At 37.2% G+C, this 19,237-nt stretch carries 18 protein-coding genes and 2 tRNA genes; 5 read left to right on the forward strand and 15 right to left on the reverse strand.

Translation table 11 applies throughout. The features are described 5' to 3' along the window. Window positions 1-31 precede the first annotated feature (31 nt). From surE to GM920_RS22535, 5 genes are all read left to right on the forward strand, one after another. A complete protein-coding gene (gene surE / locus GM920_RS22515; protein WP_182961657.1) occupies window positions 32-811 on the forward strand; it encodes a 5'/3'-nucleotidase SurE in 780 nt (259 codons plus the stop codon). Then, complete coding sequence (locus GM920_RS22520) at window positions 804-1,070, forward strand: stationary phase survival protein SurE (protein ID WP_182961658.1); 267 nt, start codon at window positions 804-806, stop codon at window positions 1,068-1,070. Before surE ends, GM920_RS22520 begins: the two co-directional genes overlap by 8 nt. Further along, entirely contained in the window at window positions 1,070-2,176 is a 1,107-nt protein-coding gene (lpxB, locus tag GM920_RS22525) for a lipid-A-disaccharide synthase (protein WP_182961659.1), read from the forward strand. The genes GM920_RS22520 and lpxB overlap by 1 nt, the downstream gene beginning before the upstream one ends. A gap of 505 nt (window positions 2,177-2,681) precedes the next feature. Beyond that, window positions 2,682-5,882 (forward strand): SusC/RagA family TonB-linked outer membrane protein, encoded by a 3,201-nt coding sequence (locus tag GM920_RS22530; protein WP_202986167.1) that lies wholly within the window; start codon window positions 2,682-2,684, stop codon window positions 5,880-5,882. 32 nt (window positions 5,883-5,914) lie between these two features. After that, the gene (locus GM920_RS22535; protein WP_182961660.1) at window positions 5,915-7,450 is read left to right on the forward strand and encodes a RagB/SusD family nutrient uptake outer membrane protein; all 1,536 of its coding nucleotides are present in this window, start codon (window positions 5,915-5,917) and stop codon (window positions 7,448-7,450) included. Window positions 7,451-7,524: 74 nt separating this feature from the next. On the opposite strand, the gene GM920_RS22540 is transcribed toward GM920_RS22535, so the two are convergent. The 15 genes from GM920_RS22540 to GM920_RS22605 all read right to left on the reverse strand — a co-directional run bounded on the left by GM920_RS22540 (window position 7,525) and on the right by GM920_RS22605 (window position 19,236). Then, window positions 7,525-8,949: an amidohydrolase family protein gene (locus GM920_RS22540; protein ID WP_182961661.1), complete on the reverse strand. Its 1,425-nt coding sequence runs from the start codon at window positions 8,947-8,949 to the stop codon at window positions 7,525-7,527. A gap of 5 nt (window positions 8,950-8,954) precedes the next feature. After that, a complete protein-coding gene (locus GM920_RS23630) occupies window positions 8,955-9,098 on the reverse strand; it encodes a hypothetical protein (protein WP_202986168.1) in 144 nt (47 codons plus the stop codon). A gap of 48 nt (window positions 9,099-9,146) precedes the next feature. Then, window positions 9,147-9,641: an ankyrin repeat domain-containing protein gene (locus GM920_RS22545; protein ID WP_202986169.1), complete on the reverse strand. Its 495-nt coding sequence runs from the start codon at window positions 9,639-9,641 to the stop codon at window positions 9,147-9,149. A 58-nt stretch (window positions 9,642-9,699) separates the two neighbouring features. Next, on the reverse strand, window positions 9,700-10,542 hold the full coding sequence (locus GM920_RS22550) for a helix-turn-helix domain-containing protein (protein WP_182961662.1): 843 nt from the start codon (window positions 10,540-10,542) through the stop codon (window positions 9,700-9,702). 123 nt (window positions 10,543-10,665) lie between these two features. After that, complete coding sequence (locus GM920_RS22555) at window positions 10,666-11,181, reverse strand: GNAT family N-acetyltransferase (RefSeq protein WP_182961663.1); 516 nt, start codon at window positions 11,179-11,181, stop codon at window positions 10,666-10,668. A gap of 156 nt (window positions 11,182-11,337) precedes the next feature. Then, window positions 11,338-12,168, reverse strand: a complete 831-nt coding sequence (locus GM920_RS22560; RefSeq protein ID WP_182961664.1) for a DUF6266 family protein — start codon at window positions 12,166-12,168, stop codon at window positions 11,338-11,340. Between the two features lie 436 nt (window positions 12,169-12,604). Beyond that, a tRNA-Tyr gene (locus GM920_RS22565) sits at window positions 12,605-12,685 on the reverse strand. A gap of 26 nt (window positions 12,686-12,711) precedes the next feature. After that, a complete protein-coding gene (locus GM920_RS22570) occupies window positions 12,712-13,494 on the reverse strand; it encodes a hypothetical protein (RefSeq protein ID WP_182961665.1) in 783 nt (260 codons plus the stop codon). A gap of 199 nt (window positions 13,495-13,693) precedes the next feature. Next, window positions 13,694-13,776: transfer RNA gene (locus GM920_RS22575), tRNA-Tyr, on the reverse strand. Between the two features lie 271 nt (window positions 13,777-14,047). Beyond that, entirely contained in the window at window positions 14,048-14,509 is a 462-nt protein-coding gene (locus GM920_RS22580) for a JAB domain-containing protein (RefSeq protein WP_182961666.1), read from the reverse strand. Window positions 14,510-14,681: 172 nt separating this feature from the next. Further along, window positions 14,682-15,020, reverse strand: a complete 339-nt coding sequence (locus tag GM920_RS22585; protein ID WP_182961667.1) for a hypothetical protein — start codon at window positions 15,018-15,020, stop codon at window positions 14,682-14,684. A 67-nt stretch (window positions 15,021-15,087) separates the two neighbouring features. Further along, a complete protein-coding gene (locus GM920_RS22590; RefSeq protein WP_182961668.1) occupies window positions 15,088-16,296 on the reverse strand; it encodes a DUF4062 domain-containing protein in 1,209 nt (402 codons plus the stop codon). A 154-nt stretch (window positions 16,297-16,450) separates the two neighbouring features. Next, entirely contained in the window at window positions 16,451-17,131 is a 681-nt protein-coding gene (locus GM920_RS22595; protein WP_182961669.1) for a hypothetical protein, read from the reverse strand. Between the two features lie 397 nt (window positions 17,132-17,528). Further along, entirely contained in the window at window positions 17,529-18,224 is a 696-nt protein-coding gene (locus tag GM920_RS22600) for a RipA family octameric membrane protein (protein WP_182961670.1), read from the reverse strand. Window positions 18,225-18,324: 100 nt separating this feature from the next. After that, window positions 18,325-19,236, reverse strand: coding sequence for a cytochrome P450 family protein (locus GM920_RS22605; protein WP_182961671.1), 912 nt, complete (start codon window positions 19,234-19,236; stop codon window positions 18,325-18,327). Window position 19,237 lies beyond the last annotated feature (1 nt).

The following is a 19,237-nucleotide window of genomic DNA, read 5'->3' on the forward strand; positions in this document are numbered from 1 at the left end:
ACATTCTATCTAAATCTCGTATTTTTGTAGTATGAAGAAGCAAAATTCAAAACCCAATATATTAGTAGTCAATGATGATGGAATCACTGCGCCAGGTATTAAAAACCTGATTGAAGTGATGAGAGAACTGGGTAATGTGGTGGTAGTTGCACCAGATGGTCCACAATCGGGTATGGGACACGCCATTACCATCGGAAAACCATTGCGTTTTGATCGTGTAGATCTTTATGAAGGCGTAGAAATGTACAAATGTTCAGGAACTCCTGTGGATTGCGTAAAACTGGCGGTAAATAAGATCTTTAAAGGTCAGAAACCTGATTTATGTGTGTCAGGAATTAACCATGGTTTGAACAATTCTATCAATGTGATCTATTCAGGAACCATGTCTGCTGCGGTAGAAGGGGCGATTGAAGGAATTCCTTCAATTGGATTTTCACTGGACGACTTCTCAGAAGCTGCTGATTTCAGCCATTGTAAGAAATTTATCAAGGTGATCTCTGAAGAAGTATTGAAAAACGGACTGCCACAGGCAACTTTACTCAATGTCAACTTTCCTAAAGGAGCAGACCTAAAAGGTATAAAGATCTGTCGCCAGGCAAATGCCAAATGGGCGGAAGATTTCGATGAGCGTAAAGATCCTTACCAACGTCCTTATTACTGGTTAACTGGTGTTTTCCAAAATAACGATAAAGGAGAAGATACAGATGTATGGGCATTAGCACACGGTTTCGTATCTGTTGTTCCCGTGCAATTCGATTTAACGGCGCACCATGCGATCCCGGTATTGAACAGCTGGACATTTGATGTTTAGACGAGTTAAAGATTCGGTATTTATAGGACTGGGGGTCGGTATACTGGCTCCTGGTATCCTTGGAAGTATTTCCTGGTACCTGATGCATCGTTTTGCCTTTTTGGCCAAGGCAGATTTATTACTCATCGCCTCCATTGCCGTAAACGCTTTATTACTCCAATACTTCTTTAAAATAAACAAGGAAAATACCGGTAGAGGGATTATTAGTGCTACATTTCTATGGGCTTTTCTCTTCTTTTTCTATAAAATCAACCAATAATGAGATACTATTTAGTAGCTGGAGAAGCCTCCGGAGATTTACACGGCGCTAACTTAATGAAGGCGTTAAAGGAGGAAGATGCAGCTGCAGAATTTCGCTATTATGGGGGTGATAAAATGAAAGCAGAAGGAGGGGAGTTGAAAAAACACTACTCGGAAATGGCTTTTATGGGTTTTACCGAGGTTTTGATGAACTTAAGAACGATTTTCAGGAACATGAAAGCTTGTAAAGCAGATGTGCTGGCTTATCAACCTGATGTATTGATCCTGATTGATTTTCCAGGTTTTAACCTGAAGATCGCAGAATTTGCCAAAGCAAATGGGATTAAAGTCGCTTATTACATCTCACCTAAGGTTTGGGCCTGGAACCAGAAGCGGGTATTAAAGATTAAAAAGATAGTAGATAAGCTATTTTGTATCTTGCCTTTTGAGGTCGATTTCTACAAAGGCTGGGGTATGGAGGTTGATTATGTAGGAAATCCTTTATTGGATGAAATCGCACAATTTAAACCAGACCCGGAGTTTAAAACTAAATACAATCTTCATAAAGACATCATTGCCCTATTGCCGGGGAGCAGGAAACAGGAAATCGAACGATTACTTCCAGATATGTTAAGTGTCACCTCCGCTTTTCCTGATCAACAGTTTGTAGTAGCTGCTGCGCCTAGCTTTGAGGCTGCTTACTACCAACAATTTATAAATACTGCAAATGTAACCTTGGTTTTCGGACAGACCTACCAGTTGCTTCATGTGGCCAAAGCGGCAATTGTAGCTTCGGGAACGGCAACCCTGGAAACGGCCTTGTTTCATGTGCCACAGGTTGTGGTATACCGGGGAGGAAAAATCTCTGTTGCCATTGCCCGTATGCTGGTAAAAATCCGCTTTATCTCTCTGGTAAACTTGATTATGGACCGAAAAGTTGTGACTGAACTCATTCAGGAAGACTGTAACACTTCACAAATCACTGCCGTTGTAAAAGAGCTGCTTCATGGGGAAGTTCGAGCCGCCATGTTAGCCGATTATGCAGAATTATCTGGAAAAATGGGAACCGCAGGTGCTTCAGAACGAACCGCAAAGTTGATTGTTTCGTACCTAAAAGGCCGTTAAAAGCCATCAAAAGACTGATTTTCATTTAGTTTCACATATTATTTGATATATAGTAAATATTCTTTATCATTGATTTAGTAAAACGTATTAGTACAATACTGTTGCTTTTAGATAAAACGATCATTAACCAAAATATAACCAAATATGAATGATTCTACTTTTATTACATACACCGCTGACTATATTTTAAAACGTATTAGCTCAACTTTTTAGCGGGTACCTTATCATTATTTTGATTTAAGCTGTCCTTTTTTGAAAGGAAACCTGATTTGGCATCGGGCAGGGATTGCTATGCTATTTTTTTTAGAAAATAATAAAACGAATTACTAAACCCAAAATAAACCATTTACCTCACCTTAATTGATCTGTATGAATAAATAAACTAACTAAACCAAAAAGCTAAATCGTTAAAACGACATGTGTCCCTTTTAAAAACACTCCTTTACCGGAGTTTGCATACAGGGAATGCAAAACAACCAATAAACCAACCTAAATATAAATTGTAATGAACATTAAAAACTTAGTTTTTGCAGGGCTTCCTTTGCTCTGTTTAACGGGGATGCAAGCGCATGCTACACCAGCAGAGCTGATGATAAAAGCAGCGAAATCCCATTCTACTTTTTTGTTTCCTAATAACTTAAGTCAAAAAATACTAATCACTGGAACAGTATTAGATGAAAACTCTAAACCTGTACCTGGCGTAGGTGTTAAGTCTCTGAAAACTAATAAAGGTACAGTCACCGATGCTGCCGGTAAATTCAGTATTGAAGTAGAAAATGCGACAGAGCAGTTGTCGTTCAGCTATATCGGATATGAAACGCAAACACGTGAAGCTGGATCAGGTAATAGCCCACTGACGATCAAATTGAAGCCATCATCAGCCACGGATTTGGATGATGTTGTCGTTATCGGTTATGGTACCAGGAAAAAATCCGACTTAACAGGTGCGGTAGGTTCTGTAAAAGAAGCGCAATTGAAAGAACGCCCGGCAGCATCGCTTAATCAAGCGCTTGCAGGTCGTATTCCTGGAGTACAAGTGAACTCTAACTCTGGACGTCCCGGCGGACAAACGAATATTCGTATCCGTGGTTTTAGTTCCATCAAAACCACCAATAACCCATTGTATGTAGTAGATGGTGTGATGCTTCCAGTAAGTTCACAAACGCAAAATAGTAATGCAATTGATTATTTGAATCCTGGTGATATTGCTTCCGTAGAGGTATTGAAAGATGCATCTTCTGTCGCGATTTATGGTGCCAGAGGTGCCAATGGGGTAGTTTTAATCACCACTAAAAAAGGTTCTAATACAGGTAATAGAATTACTTACGATGTAGATTTTAGTGTGCCTACTATTGGCCCAAAACGCGTAAAAATGCTAAATGCTCAGGAGTTTATTGATGTAGAAAATTTAGCCTACGAAAATGCTAAAATTTATGATCCTGTAGGATGGGCAGCGAATAACTATGTAGATCCAAGGATAAAAAGGAAAAGCCTGCCGTTGCTTTTTGATGGTAACGGAAATCCTTTATATGATACAGACTGGTTTAAAGAAGCCACACAAAATAAGCTTTCACAAAATCATCAGCTTGGATTTACCGGTGGTAATGCGGAGAACAGCTACGGCTTATTCCTGAACTATAGAGATGACAATGGATTGTTGAAAAACTCTTACCTCAAACGTTATTCCGGAAGGTTTGTAATGGATAGTCAAATGAAAAAATGGCTGAAGATAGGAGGTAGTCTAAACTATACCAATCAAACAGAAAATCTGGTGGACATTGGTACTGGTGGACTGAATTCTGTAAGGATGATTACAGAAAGTTTCCCTTTCCTGCCTGTTAAATATCCAAATGGTAGTTGGGCAGACAATGCAAACTACCCTGGTGCAGAAGGAGGCTCGAATCCGGTGCACATCATGACAGATCGTAAATACCTATTGCAGACACAGAATGTGCTTGGTAACGCTTATGCAAACGTAAATCTTGCTGAAGGACTGGAGTTCCGTTCTGTATTAGGAGCAAATGTGGTAACCCGCGGCCGTTCTGAATTTAACGGACGTAGCCTTTATGGTATTTCTTACGATCAGAAAGGTACTGTTGCCTTAGATAATAACAGAGAAACCTATTGGTCATTTGAGAATTATCTGACTTATAACAAACGATTCTCTAAAGATCATGCGATCAATGCAATGGCAGGTTTGTCTTGGCAGGAAACAAATATCTTCGGTTTTGGTGCCAGTGGTGAAAACTTCTCTACCGATTACTTAGAATACAATAACTTAGGTGCGGCAAGTAAGCCAATTCCAGGAACATCAAGAGCAGAGCGTTTTGCATTTAACTCTTATTTCGGACGTTTAAATTATAGCTACAAAGATAAATACTTGTTTACGGCTACTGGTCGTGCAGATGCCTCGTCTAAATTTGGTGAAAACAATAAGTTCTCCTTCTTCCCATCTGCTGCTGTAGCATGGAAAGTGTCTGAAGAAGATTTTATCAAAGACAGTAAAGTAATCTCTAATTTGAAATTTCGTGCCAGTTATGGGGTAACCGGTAACTCTGAAATCCCTAGTTATTTATCATTAGGAGTCTTGGGAACAGGTTATGCTGCCATCATTAACGATACCAGAGTAGGTGGTGTAGGTACAAATCGCCTTGCCAATCCAGACTTGAAATGGGAAAAGACAGGTCAGTCTGACGTTGGTGTAGAATTAGGCTTATTCGATAACAGAATTAACCTGGAAGCGGATCTTTACTACCGTAAAACTACAGACATGTTACTAGATGCTCCGGTACCATTAAGTAGTGGCTATAGCTCAATTACAAAAAATGTGGGTAGTATGGAAAACAAGGGACTGGAATTTGCCATCAATACGGTAAACATCAGCACTCAGGATTTCAGCTGGAATACCAGTTTTAATATTTCTATGAATAGAAATAAAGTCCTTTCATTGGCGACTCCAGCAGATATTTTTGGTGTTGGAAATCCTGGATTTACCAATGAAACCGGAATCATTCGTGTGGGTCAACCAGTAGGTTCTTTCTGGGGATTAACCAGATTGGGTACCTGGAGTGAAAGCGAACGTACGGAAGCTGCAAAATATAATTATAGAGCTGGTAAACCAATACTTCCTGGTGATATTAAATACCTGGATGTGAATGGTGATTACCAAATTAATGACTTAGATCGTGGTATCATCGGTAATGGTAGCCCAAAAGCATGGGGTGCTTTCTCCAATACTTTTAAGTATAAAAACTTTGATTTAACGGTAGAACTTCAATATTCTGCAGGTAATGATGTATTGAATATGACTAAACACTCTGCTGAAGACCGTGTAGGAATTGCGAATAGTTATGCCAGCGTATTAAATGCATGGACTCCTCAAAATCAAAATACGCCTATCGCAGCCATTCGTGATACCAGAGCAGGTTATGTAACCAATGTGGATAGCCACTGGGTAGAAGATGGTTCATTTATCCGCGGTAGAAATCTATTATTGGGCTATACTTTCGCAGAAAGTGTGACCAAGAAACTGAAAATAAACAAAATGAGAGTTTATGGTAGTGTGCAAAACTTCTTCCTGGCTACTAAATTCTCCGGAAATGATCCTGAAGTAACGACTTACTCCAATGCTTTTGCACAGGGACAAACGTTCTTCGATTATCCTAAGCCAACTACTTTTATGATTGGCTTAAATGTGAGTTTATAGTTCTAACAATTGTCAATACTAATTAAAATAACATGAAATTAAATATAAAATCCTCAAGCAAAATACTCCTGATCGCAATGGTGGTGCTTGGAACGGGATGTAAGAAATTCCTGGAAGAAAAAGACCCTTCAAACTTACAACCGGATACCTATTATACCATTCCAGAGCATGCCGAAGCCTCTATTGCTGCGGGATATGCACAAACTCGTTTCATCGGAAATGGCGCAGGTATCTTTGCGGCAAACTTCTCTATGTTGGAATTGGTTACGGGTACTGCAAAAACAGAAACCGGACAAAATTCTGACTTGAATAACCTTGCCGGCTTATCTTTCACTGGAGAGAATCTATTGGTGAGAAACTGGTGGGCAGGTTTATACAATGTGATTGCACAGACAAATTTAACCATACAAAAGGTCCCTGGAATCAATCCAATGGATGAAACCAGAAAAGCACAAGTGCTTGGTGAAGCCAGATTTTTACGTGCCTGGGCTTACTTTTATCTGGTGAGATTGTATGGTGATGTACCTTTGATTTTAGTGCCTCAAACGACTGGTTCTCCTGATTTCTATCCTACAAGAACAGGAACAGAAGCGGTTTATAAGCAAATTGTGGAGGACTTAACCGTTGCCGAAACAGCAGGATTACCTTGGCAACAAGCAAGTGGTACCGCAAGTAAAGGTGCCGCGAAGGCGCTATTGGCCAAAGTTTATTTAACGATGGCAGGATTTCCTTTAAATAAAGGTGTTCCTTACTATAAACTGGCTGCAGATAAATCATTAGAAGTGATCAAAGACGGTGGTTTCGGCTTGTTCGATACTTATGCAGAGCTTCATAGCCTGACTACAGAAAATAGAAAAGAACACATGTTTGAAATTCAATACCTGGCTTCTGTAGCAACTAACCCAATGCAACAATTGTTATTGCCTAATTTCAAGGATGTTTCTGCTTATAGCGATGAGGTGGGAAGTACTGTGCCAACAGCTAATTTTTACAACTCTTATGAAGCTGGTGATTTGAGAGCAAAAGATAGAGTAGGATTCTTCTATACTTCTTACTATACTGGTGGTGATGGTGCATTGAAGCAACTAAATGCTCCATATATATTTAAACACTTTGACGTAGTCGCAAATGGAACCTTAGGGGTGAAAGGGACTGCTCAAAGTAGCTTAAACTGGCCACAAATTCGATATGCAGAAGTTCTATTGACTTATGCGGAAGCACAAAACCGTGCCGATGGAGCGCCAAATCAAGCGGCTTATGATGCGATCAATGCCATCAGAGGACGTGCCCTGTTAACGCCTGCTTCTGGTTTAGGTCAGACGCAATTTGAAGAAGCGGTGTGGCGCGAGCGCTGGCATGAGCTATGCTACGAAGGAATTACCTGGTTTGACATGGTGCGCTTAAGAAAAGTGTACAATGAAACGACCAATGGTTTTGACAATTTCGTAGGACACGCTTTCGCAGCAACACCTAATGTGGTCTTGGCTGAAAAACATTTGTTGTTCCCATTGCCAACAGTGGACTTCAAAAACAATCCTAACCTGAGACCTCAGAATCCAGGTTATTAATTAAATAATCTCCTAACAAAAACAGGGTGCCCTTTATTCAAGGGCACCCTGTTTTATGATATACTAAAAGTGTTTTAGTTCTCGGTCCTGTTTTTCTTTTCAACAGACTGCAGCATATGGTCCAGTGTACTACGGTCTAACACGGTTCCTTTTGCCACCACAGCGTAGATTTTTTGTGTAGCAGTAATGTCGTTTAAAGGGTTTTCATTCAATAAAAGAATATCTGCTTTTTTACCTTTATTAAGACTTCCGTAAGCTGTTTTATGGAAGAATGCAGGTGAATTGATTATAGAAGCTTGTAGTGCCTGTAATGGCGTTAATCCATATTTTACCATCAGTTCCAGTTCTTTGTGGAGGCCGATGCCTGGATAGGTATAAGAATTTAAGTACCCCGCATCTGTTCCAGCCATTATTTTTACCCCGGCTTTTTGTAAAAGAGGTAGGGTTTTTACTGTTTTTTCAAACAATTGATGTCTGAATTCAATCGCTTCAGCATTGTCTTGTTCTACTCTTTTTACCCGACCAACATAGGTTTGTTGTAAGCCTTTACCAATGTATTTTAGGTAATCATCATTTTTATGGTTGTCTTGTTCAAAATAGGCAAGGATATAACTCAAGGATAGGGTAGGCGTCAAATACATTCCATGTTTTGCCATATTCTTATAAGTGGCTAAAGCTGCGGTTTCATCAAAAGTATCCATCACTTTTTGGTTGAAAGCTTTTCCTTTCAATTTTCCTTCGGCTACTTCTTGTGAAATCTCTTTTTCCTGACTAGAACCGGCTTTTAAAGCATAACCAAGATGTTCAACTGAGCTTAAGCCAGCTGCAGCAATCTGTTCCATCGTAATGGAACTAGGTATGTGTGCGGATACCTGATACCCTGCTTTACGTGCCAGAACAATACTTTCTAAAAATAGCGCCGGACTCAAGGTATTGTCTGTGATCTTCACGAAATCTACTTTTATCTTTTTCAAAGAATCTAGCGCCGCCAGAATTTCTTTAGTGTTTCCAACTTCTATATCGCCAATCCAGCTAGAATTATAACCTTCTAATTTCGGGCCTGAGGTCAGGATGGTTGGTCCTTGAAGTTTTCCTTTGGCAATCTCTTCTCTCCATTCCAATACACTCGGACTAATGTCTGCGGCCGCATCGCGAATGGTCGTGATGCCATGAGCAAGGTATAAAGCCAGTAGGTTCTTATTTTCTTCAATCAATTCTTTGCCACCACCAAAGTGCATGTGGTTATCCCAAAGGCCAGGCATTACAAATTTACCTGTGGCATCCAAAGTTTGTTTAGCGGCATATTTCGAAAGTTGGCTTTCCGGGAATACCGCGGTAATCATTCCATCTTTTATGGCGATTCCCTGGTTAGGGATAAGTTTTCCTGTTTTGATATCGATGATCGTTGCGGATTTAATTAGTAAATCTGCGGTTATTTTTTGTGCAAAGGTGACCTGGGCTAAAAGTAAACCCATTAAGATCAGTTGTAGTTTTTTCATAAAGCTTATTTTTTAGCAGTTGCTGTTTCCAGAATACTCACGATTTCTTTGAAATTCTTCTTTTTGGCATGTTCTAGCGAATTGACACCATCTTTGTCCTTAATGGAGATGTCACATCCGGCATCTACCAGTAATTGTACTATTTTCACTTGTTTTGGACCTCCATCGCCTAAAATAACAGCTTCCAATAAAGCAGTTCAGCCCAATCTGTTGATGTGGTTAATGGGATAAGTTTTATCTTTCAGCAACTCTTCCACTACGGCTACATGTCCTTTTTCGCAAGCTGGAATTAAAGCTGTTCCATTGTATCTATTGAAAACCTGGTAATCTGCACCTGCTTTTAGGCATAGCTTTACAATCTCTAAATATCCTGAAGCCCCTGCATATAAAAACGGACTGTTCAACATGCCGTCTTGCGTATTTACGTTGGCACCGGCGGCAATCAATAGTTTGGCCATTGGTACTTGATTAAGGTAGGTTGCAGCCATTAATGGTGTTTCTCCTTTTTGGTTTTTTAGTTCCAGATTGGGACTTTTAGCAAGCCAGTGCTCCAATTCTGAAAGGTTCTGTTTGGCAATGATCTGAAAGATCTCATTTGTAGTATCGGTCATAGTTTTTTCCTGGGAACAGGCAGTTAAGGTGTTTAAGCTGAAAAACAGCAAACACAGCAATAAAATCATGCGGTATTTCATACGCAAATTTATCTATCCAAAAAGAAATGGAATAGGACAGGTTAGCACATCATGGGTACTAATTATTCATTTTTCGGAATTCCTGCGGAGAAGTATCTGTATATTTCTTAAAAAAACGGGAAAAGTAGGAAGAATCATTAAAGCCTAGCGTATAGGCAATCTCCTTAATGTCTAACTGTGTTAAAGTAAGCAGTCTTTTTGCTTCCAATAAAATCCGGTCTCTGATCAAATCACCGGCTGTAATTCCGGCTTTCTTCCGACAAACCTGGTTCAGATAATTTGCGGTTACACTCATTTGGGTGGCATAAAATCCAACTTCACTATGTTCCGTATAATGCTTTTCTAGTAAAGCGAGGAAATTGTTAATGATGCGGTGATCCGGGGCATATTCATGTACATCAAAGTTGTCAGAATACCATCTTTTCAGCAGTAATAATATGACTTGTAAGCGGGTTTGAATCAGGTCGATGTAAAGGTCGTCGGCTAAGGCTTCCTCTTTTTCTATTTGTTTCAATTCTTGTAGTAAAGCTTGATATTGTTCCGTTTTTAAGGGCAGAAAGGGCGTCGCAGATAAATTGAAATATGGAAACCTCAGATTGCCAGACAACAGGAATTTCATAGAAAACATCAGCTGATATCCTGAGGTGTTTTCCGCAAGATCCCATTGATGCGCTTGTCCAGGGGCAAGAAAAAATACCATCTGATCTTTTACCTCATGTTCTTTAAAATCGATGGTATGCGTACCACCTCCATTTTCAATCAATAGGATCATATAAAAATCATGCTTATGGGCATGAGGAATAACGGTCATATTGATGGGCTGGTGATGAACGAGCTTAAAATCCTCCTTCGTATAAGGAAGGTTGAAAATTTGTTCAATGCCTACAGTTGGTAATAGCATTATATGGGCCGATGAATGGGATCAGGGAATTTAAAGATATAAATAAATGTAATATGCTTTATTATTTTGTAAAACAATCTTGTGGAGTATCTTGGTTTTGGTGTAACTGGCAATTTTTGCCATTTATAAATTGGAAACAATTATTGGCGCATAGGCAGCAGTGTTGTAGGTCATCTTGTGGATATGATAAGCAAGCTCTTTATGAACCATTGTCATGCTGCGTTCCGGAGACATTATAAATCCAACTGATTCGTAACATCTTATTGCCGGTATATTCTTTTCCCAAACGTATAAGTCAACCAGAGTACCAGGGTAATGTTGTTTGATTTCTTCCAGTAGCTCATTTATAAAAAGCTTCCCCAATCCGACACCTCTTTTTGAGGGATTCCCTACAAGTATTCTTCCTAATCTGTGGCTACCATTTTCTTGAGGGATAATCTCTCCAAAGGCGTATGGCGTACCATCTTCCATACAACCTATATAAAATTGGCGATCTTGATGTATAGTCTGATAAGCTATAATTTGTTGCGCTGTAAGCGGGTAGGAGAAATCGGTTCCAGCAAACTGTAGCAGGAGTGCTTCATCAGTTACCCAGGATTCAAGAATAGGAAAGTCGGTATGGCTATAGGCTTTTAACATAATATGGGCTGGGATATCGATAAAGGAGCATTTATAATAAATAAGAGCTATTTACAAGTGTAGTTAAATTCATGATTATCTTTAATATCTCAATGCGTTCCAAATAAATAATCATTGGAAAATGAACGAAATCTGGATCCTAAATTAATATTGTAATCAAGAAGGAGGGGAGGAAATACAGTAATTATAAGTTGTTGATGAGGTATTATACTGACTGGAGATCCATTGAACAGATTTGTTGTGTAGTATGGGCTTGTGCTGAGCTGTGATTTGGGTTGGTTTCGGTTTTTGATGAACAACTGAAGTTTTTTGTTTTTGAGGCTCAGGGGCTTGCTGGATTTTTGGTTCCGGAAGATTTAATGAACCAGCATGAACACTATCTGATATCTCTGTTCCATCTTCATTAATAAAGGAAATATAGGCCTCCATTCGGCTTTCAGCAAGGTTTGGGTCGATTGCTACCAGCTCTGTACCTAGATGTCTTCTTGATCCGCTCATCACAGCAGTAGAAACATTTGTATCAGGAAAATGTATCAACAGCATGGCGCGATCGTTTCTGTGTGCCCAAAGTAGGTCTGCAGGAACTTCCCATTTGAATTCTATACCCTCTGGATGTTGAGAAATCTGTGTTTTACCTGCTTTTAAGAGACTTCCCATGCTAATCAGGGCTTTAGTGTAGTCCATGCTTATATTCGGGTATTCTCCCTGAACAGCGTGTTTTTTATTATAGGAAACAGCTGCATTGTAGAAATTTTGATCCGTTCCCGCAGTAATTAACCTAAACCCTGTACGGATAAAGTTTAAATTTGACTTCAGAAAGGAGTTTACGACAGTCATCGTTTCACAATTGGCTTTTCTTCCGATGGTTAGCGGTTTGGTACTGTGACCAATTGTTCTGATAATCGACTTTCCGTTTAACGTATAACCCACTAAGTTGCCAAGACGGCCACTAAAGCCCCCAAATAGTCCATTTTTTAATTTTCCCATGTTGTGCTTTTGGTTGATTTACAGTAGTTTATACTGGTAAGTTACGGAATCAATTCGAGATAAGTTTATAGTGTTGATTAATATAATTAAAGGTTAATATGACTTCATTAAAGTCTTGATTGGTCTTTATGACCATAGAAGGACCTATCAACCATCTATTAAAGACGGAAGAATGATGTAGAGATTTTATCCTCAGCTGAGGATCATGTGAGGAGGAGATTACTTACAACCTTCGTTTATGGTTAGATAGCGATTGAGTGCAGATAAGTACCATCTCTTTTTTTTCTTCTTTTATCTAAGACAACTGCTATAGTTACCATAACTTTTGTTGATTATGGCTAGATATGGTGCTCGATTTGTGCACATATTGTGCACAGAAAACCTGTGCTAAATCAAAAAACCTTCCAGTTTTCACTGAAAGGTTTTTTGATTGGAGTGGGGGGAGAAGGATTCGAACCTTCGAAGTCTTGCGACAATAGAGTTACAGTCTGTCCCATTTGGCCACTCTGGTATCTCCTATTTTGTCTTTCTATCAGACTCATTTTACCCGTAAAAACTTTCAAATGAAAGTAGATAAGTTTCCTCCTCATATTTTATCATGTAATCTGAGTATGAATGTCCAGTATCAATAAGCTCGTAAACTTCAAAGTCTTTTGTTCCAAATAGAGACCAGATGGAATACAATACCCTATTTTTTATCATATCAAGCCAGTGAACATTGATATTAATTTTTGCATTCTTAAAAGATTCTCCTAATCTCTCCAATATTCCCTTTAATGTATCAAAGCCAGAGGTCTTTATAGACATTAACTTCTTTGTGAAGTATTCTGGAGTGTTATTTGACCATCTAAAGCAGGTAAGCTCATCATTGAACTTCCTGAATGTATATTTGTTTTCTATGTATTCATTAACAAGGTTATCGTAACATTCTGCCATTTCGAGATAATTTTCGATCAACTGGATTTTATAATCTTTATCAAATGCCTTTCTAAAATGTAAGGGAACACTGGGTAAATTGAATTTCGAAAGACCTTTAGCAAATTGGGTAATAAACCAAATTTCATCCCATTCATCAGAGAGATCGGTATCATGTAGATTAAAGAAGTTCTCCCAAAACCATTCCTCCGGCAGTAACCGACCGTCTTTCTCAATCCAGAACGCTGGTTTACTTTCATCCGTTATTTCAATCTGGTTCTTTCCAAGTATGTCAACGTAATTTGATTCATCTAAAACATAATAAATATAGGTGTCGATACCTAGTATTAAATATTCAGTTGGATTAGACACTGCAGTACCATTCATTAATTGCGCTTGCTTTCCTTTCATAATTTATAAAAACGTGTATTAACTGTAATTCAACATTGAATCTACTTTATAATCAGATAACTTTTATAAATGAGTTTATATTATTTCGGATTGAATAATGGTATTTTGAGAAGACATCGTGTCTCAATGTGCGCAGAAAATCTGCTTTTAAAGCAAAAAAACCTTCCAGTTTTCACTGAAAGGTTTTTTGCTATTGGAGTGGGGGGAGAAGGATTCGAACCTTCGAAGTCTTGCGACAACAGAGTTACAGTCTGTCCCATTTGGCCACTCTGGTATCCCCCCATTTTGTCTTTCTATCAAATAAACGAGAACGTTTATCTTCAGGAACCGACTCAGTATTACTAAAACTTTCAGATCCCTGAACGTTTTTAAGAGTGGAGAATAGCGGAGTCGAACCGCTGACCTCTTGCCTGCCAGAAACGAGTCTTTCGTCCCTGATGGCATGTTAACCCCTTGTTTTACCTATCTCCATGTTATGTGCACAAATCTCGCACAGTATCTAACCTTGTTTATAATATTTGTTAATTAATGCAAGTTAGTAATTCCATTTGGTCTATATGATCCCTTCATCAGCAAAGCTATAGAAACTGTTTTTACTTATAATCAAGTGATCCATTATTTTTAAGTCAAGTAGGTTTGCTCCTGAATACAACTTCTTTGTTAGGTTTATGTCCTCACTACTCGGATCAACTTCAGAACTTGGATGGTTATGCGCCAAGATAATCCCTGAACTTCCAGTTTTTAATGCTGTAGCAAAGATTACCTTCGGATCTGCAATTGTCCCACTGACACCACCACTTGAAATATTTACCACCCCTAACACTCGATTCCTCCTGTTCAATAAGATGATTTTAAACTCTTCTAAGAACTCTATTCTACCCAAGTCCCAATGTTGTGTCAGTACTTCATAAGCTTGCTCAGAACTACTAATTTGAGGTATTTCGGAAGGCTTGTACTTTGGCTTATATGAGATTTCAATCTCCGCCACGTTGAATAATGTGTTTTTATATACCATGATTTTTTAATTATGGTATTTAAACCAAGCTTTCCAAGAGACTAAGTAAAGAGGCACACGGAATAAATAGGTGATGCGCAAAGGCCACCTGAGCGTTTATGCCGGAACTTCTTTAAACGTGTCTATTGGACAAGCTTAACTTTGTGTAAATAATTAATAAATCTATTGGTATTTAAAGCCCCCACGTATTAATTAATTCCTTGACCGACTCTTCTTTTATTTTACCATTTAACATTTGTCCATTCGCTGATATGTATATGACATGATTGTCATTATCATCTTTTGTAATATAAAGTCCGAAGTCAAGGCTAATTCGCTTTGATATTATTGGGAATAGCATAGCAGGTGTTTCACTCTTTTGCTTTTCCTTGTAATGGATATTAAAATATTGTATCCATGATAATATCCCTATAAATTCATCTTCGGTAAATTCATATGAAGTTCCATCTTCAACTACTAAATCGTCGGGGAGTCTGTCTTGAATTTCTTTTAAATATTTAGTTTTATTCATTTAATTTGATCAATTTTTTGATAGCTTCTTTAATCCTGTTGAGTTGATAAGCTTGCCTTCGTAAAGTCTAAAATGGCAATTCATCTTCTTCCCCAGGGGCCTGAATGTTTACTGCATCAGCACTATCTCCATCATAACACTTATTCAATTCTTGGCAAACAGTCGAAACAAAACTAGCTTTATCCTCTTCTTCCCTTAAAGAGCCATAAATGGAGTATAATTCCAAAATAAGCTTGTAGTTGATGTCGGAATTATATTTATCGTAATGCTTTAAAGGCAATCCTTCAAACAAATTTTCAGCATTAATTGAGTTAGACCATTTATAGCTTTGCATTATACTCTTAAGACCATCAAGCCATGTCCTAACTTCAATATTATCTAATTTTCTGCTGAAGGCTATTCTTTTGTCATAATGAGAATTGCCCCAATTATCATCAGATTCAAAATTACAAATATTCCATAATGAACCGTGAACTTGATCTTTTAATTCATCTAATTCTTGGATATCATTACTTCGTTTCAGATTAGAGATATCAAATGTCAGACTAGCACCATTTTCAGAAGTCTTAGATTGAAGCAGCTTATGTAAATTCTTATCAATGTTTATTATTTTTTCCTCTAATGAATTAATGATACTTTCTTTATTGCCTTTTCGGGTTAATGCTTCATATATTAACCCTGCCCACTGTTTTTTAAGGTTTTCTTTGATGTCGTTGAATGATTCAAACGAACTTACAGCAGTACCTTCAGCCAAATTATATATTACATCTAGAAAATAGAAGACAAATTTATAAGATTCCCTAGGAAAATGATATTTGGTGTCAAACTGCTCCTTTTGAGCCAACCTAACATCTCTAACCTCGTCATCGGCAACGTCATGTTCTTTAAAATATTTAATAATCTCCTTCTCAAGGGCCCGCTTGTAATTCTTATAATCATAGTCTACAAACTTATTGACAAATATATGCTTACAGACATCTTGTTCTAGCGCTCTTCTAAATTCAGCCAATGTGACGCTATCAGGAGTCTTATTATTCTGAGTGTCTCTGTGATATAAACTTCCATAATTATCTCCAATAACTAATATAAATAGCTGACATTTAGGTATTTCTTCCAAGCAGGAGTCTTGAACGTGCTTGTCATAATTATAAAAAATATCATCAAATTCGCTTAAGGCAGGTTCATAACCAAATTCTCTAATAAAATTTCTTAATTGAGATCTAATTTCCTGTAAATCATAACAGGTAGAGCTTACAAATATTCGTGGTGTTGCCATAGGTTTTTTGTTAAAATTCTAGAATTTGGGACAATTATTTTACTGCTTATATATACCGTTAATATTCTGTCTCAATTATAGTGTTAGTTTTGCTAAAGTCCTCTGATAATGAGTTTACCAAATGTAATCTCATAAAATTAGGAACAACAACCTTTTAAATGACTATAGAAGCAATTTCTTCTTTTATTAACTCTAACTGTTCATTACTCATTCTGTTTAAATGTCGTGAGAAATAGACTTTGGTACCTTTTAAACTTGTTTGTTCTATTTCAGGTGCAACCCTATCATTATTCAATCTCAATCCTGTAATTTGACACAATTGTCCAAATTTGAATGATTCATTCAACATTTCCATTTCATATCCCATCCAGGTACAATTGCTTTCTTTCCCCCAGAATCCCCAAGAACCTTTGTTCATTACCAGAATAACTTTAGGGGCAATCCATTCAATTATATGTTGTGTTAAATTAAGCTGTTCAGCCAAAAAGCCAAGCCCCAGATCCTTCTCTAAATAGAACTTGGAAAGAATCGACTGCTCAGTATTCTTGAAATGGAACAAATCTAGATAAGATGTATGACCATTATGAATTGGGGCGATCTTCCTTAAAGTCGTAAAGTATGAATGTTTAGCATCACTCAATTTATAACTTATTGGAGCTTCCACACTTCCCTCCCTAAAAGAAGGGTTAATCCCAGTAATTAATATATCTGATTTTTCTGGTAGGGTATAAACAAACTTCCTATCTAAGACTTTGTTTAGATCCCCACTTTCAAATTTATTGCTGAACTTATCCCAGATGGTCGTTAGCTTACTTTCTATATGTTCCTTTGTCATGATTATATGATTACGTTAATAAAACAATATTAAGGTAATTAAACCCCTTGCCGAAACGTTTTGTACCATATGGGCAAATTAAGTTCACCTTCTGTTTCTAACGGTCACATAATCTTGATAATTTAGAGAAAGTTGAAAAGAGAGTTCCCAAAGGAAGTTGCATAAAAAAAGGTATGCCTTTCGACACACCCTAATTAACGCTCTCCCCTAAATGTAGTTAAATTAAACCAATGTCATTTGTAAATGTGCCGCTTTCAACTTCTATGCAAATGAAGCCAGGCTGATTAAGCCTAGCTGAATATTGTTCGGATCGAATCTATTGAAACCTGTTGAGGGACAAGCTTAAATTTATGGAGTGATTAATCAAAATTAGTTTTTTAGATGTTTTTCCTCTTTCTCACTCCCATCTGTCTATGAACTTGTTTTTCTCGGAGCTGTAATCGCCAGAAGAGTATCCCCTACATAGTACCAACATAAAAATGATCGTTATGATAATAGTTGAAGTTGCCATCAAATCAATCTTTTTATTTATTGCAAAACAATAATTCGCTCGTATAAACTGTCCGTATAAACCTCCCCAAACTAGTATGACAGCTATAGCCATAACCTCATTTAATTTTGACACCGAATAAAATCTGTCTCCCGAATAAAAGATAGTTTTATAAATGGGCCCTGAAATGAAGTCTTCTAAAAAATCAATATGTGCCTCCCAGTTCCTTTGCCAACTTTTACTGCCGAGAATTACTAAATACCAAGCAACAGAAAATAACATTCCTAATGAAATGAGGTAAAGATCAAGATGAATGTCTAAAGCTCTATTAGAATGTTCATTTGTCAATAAAGTAATATACCCACCGAATATTAAAACAATAAATCCCCAAAAATATGCAGCTCGTGTCCAAAATTTATCTATCTCAAAATTTCGATTCTCCCAAGCCTTAGTGTAAGCTTTTTCAAGTATTTTCTTGTTTTTAATTTTGTATTCATTAGTAATGGGATTCTTTTCAATCCCAAATTTTTGATAATATTCATGAGTTTTTAAAGGTGTATATTTAGTCTTTTTGAGAATGAGCCAGTTCAAATATTTTCGCATAGGATTTATTCTATTTGTGTTGTTTTCATATTTTGCTAATGACGCAGACTAGATGACACGACTGATCATTAAGGATTAATTATGAATTTAAAAAATTGATTTAGGATACTTTCTGCGACAATATTTCTATGTATATAACTGATATCCAATTAACTATATGCTCATTTACACATTCGTAAAACATGTCAATTTCTGCTAGGTCGACTGAACTAAAATTGTCGTTATAGTCTCCAGAAAGTAAGTGGAAATATCTATTTCTTAGATCAAAGATTAGACTTGTCAGACCTCTTCTTGATATTACGATTTCAGAGCTAGGAGTAGCACTTTTTAGATCTATATTTTTGCTTTTATCGCACAACTTTTTTATTGCTTGAAAATATTGAGAATCTAGCTGTGGGACTCCGCTGTTTATTCTAATTGATAGGTGGATATCTAAAAGCGCTATGTTATGTTTAAATAAATGCTCATTAACAAAATTCTTAAAGAAACTTAATTCTCCTTCTACTTTTGTGAAAAAATCCTTAAGGCTATTGTAGGTTTTCTCATAACTAGTAGCTCTTGAGGTATAATATAATGGAAAACAATATGAAATAAGTTCAACAGATCTATATAAGTGTAAAAATGCGGTAGCATGAGCACCCTTCTTTTTTTGATAAAAGTAATTTGTTAATTCTAACAGTAAATTCTTAAAATAAACTTTGTTACCGTATTTTATTGCAGAAGAATAGTAATCTTCTAGATCCTTTAGTGAAATCGAAGAATTCTTTAAAGTTTCATTTATTAGTTTGGCAGATGTTTTAGTGTTATGACTATAATCAAAATTTAAATAATTAACTCGTTGTTCAAATGTAACTTTTGTTACCAAATTTTGGACTTTTACGGTACCAGAGAGTAATCTTAATAATAAAACTTCTTCAGATGATTTTGCATTAATTCTTAGAAAAGTTGAAAGTGCATCGATAGATCTTTTAGAGAGACCTTCGGAATATTTGAATTGTTCAAATTTTGCCACT

The organism is Pedobacter gandavensis, assembly GCF_014172405.1.
GTDB lineage: Bacteria > Bacteroidota > Bacteroidia > Sphingobacteriales > Sphingobacteriaceae > Pedobacter > Pedobacter gandavensis.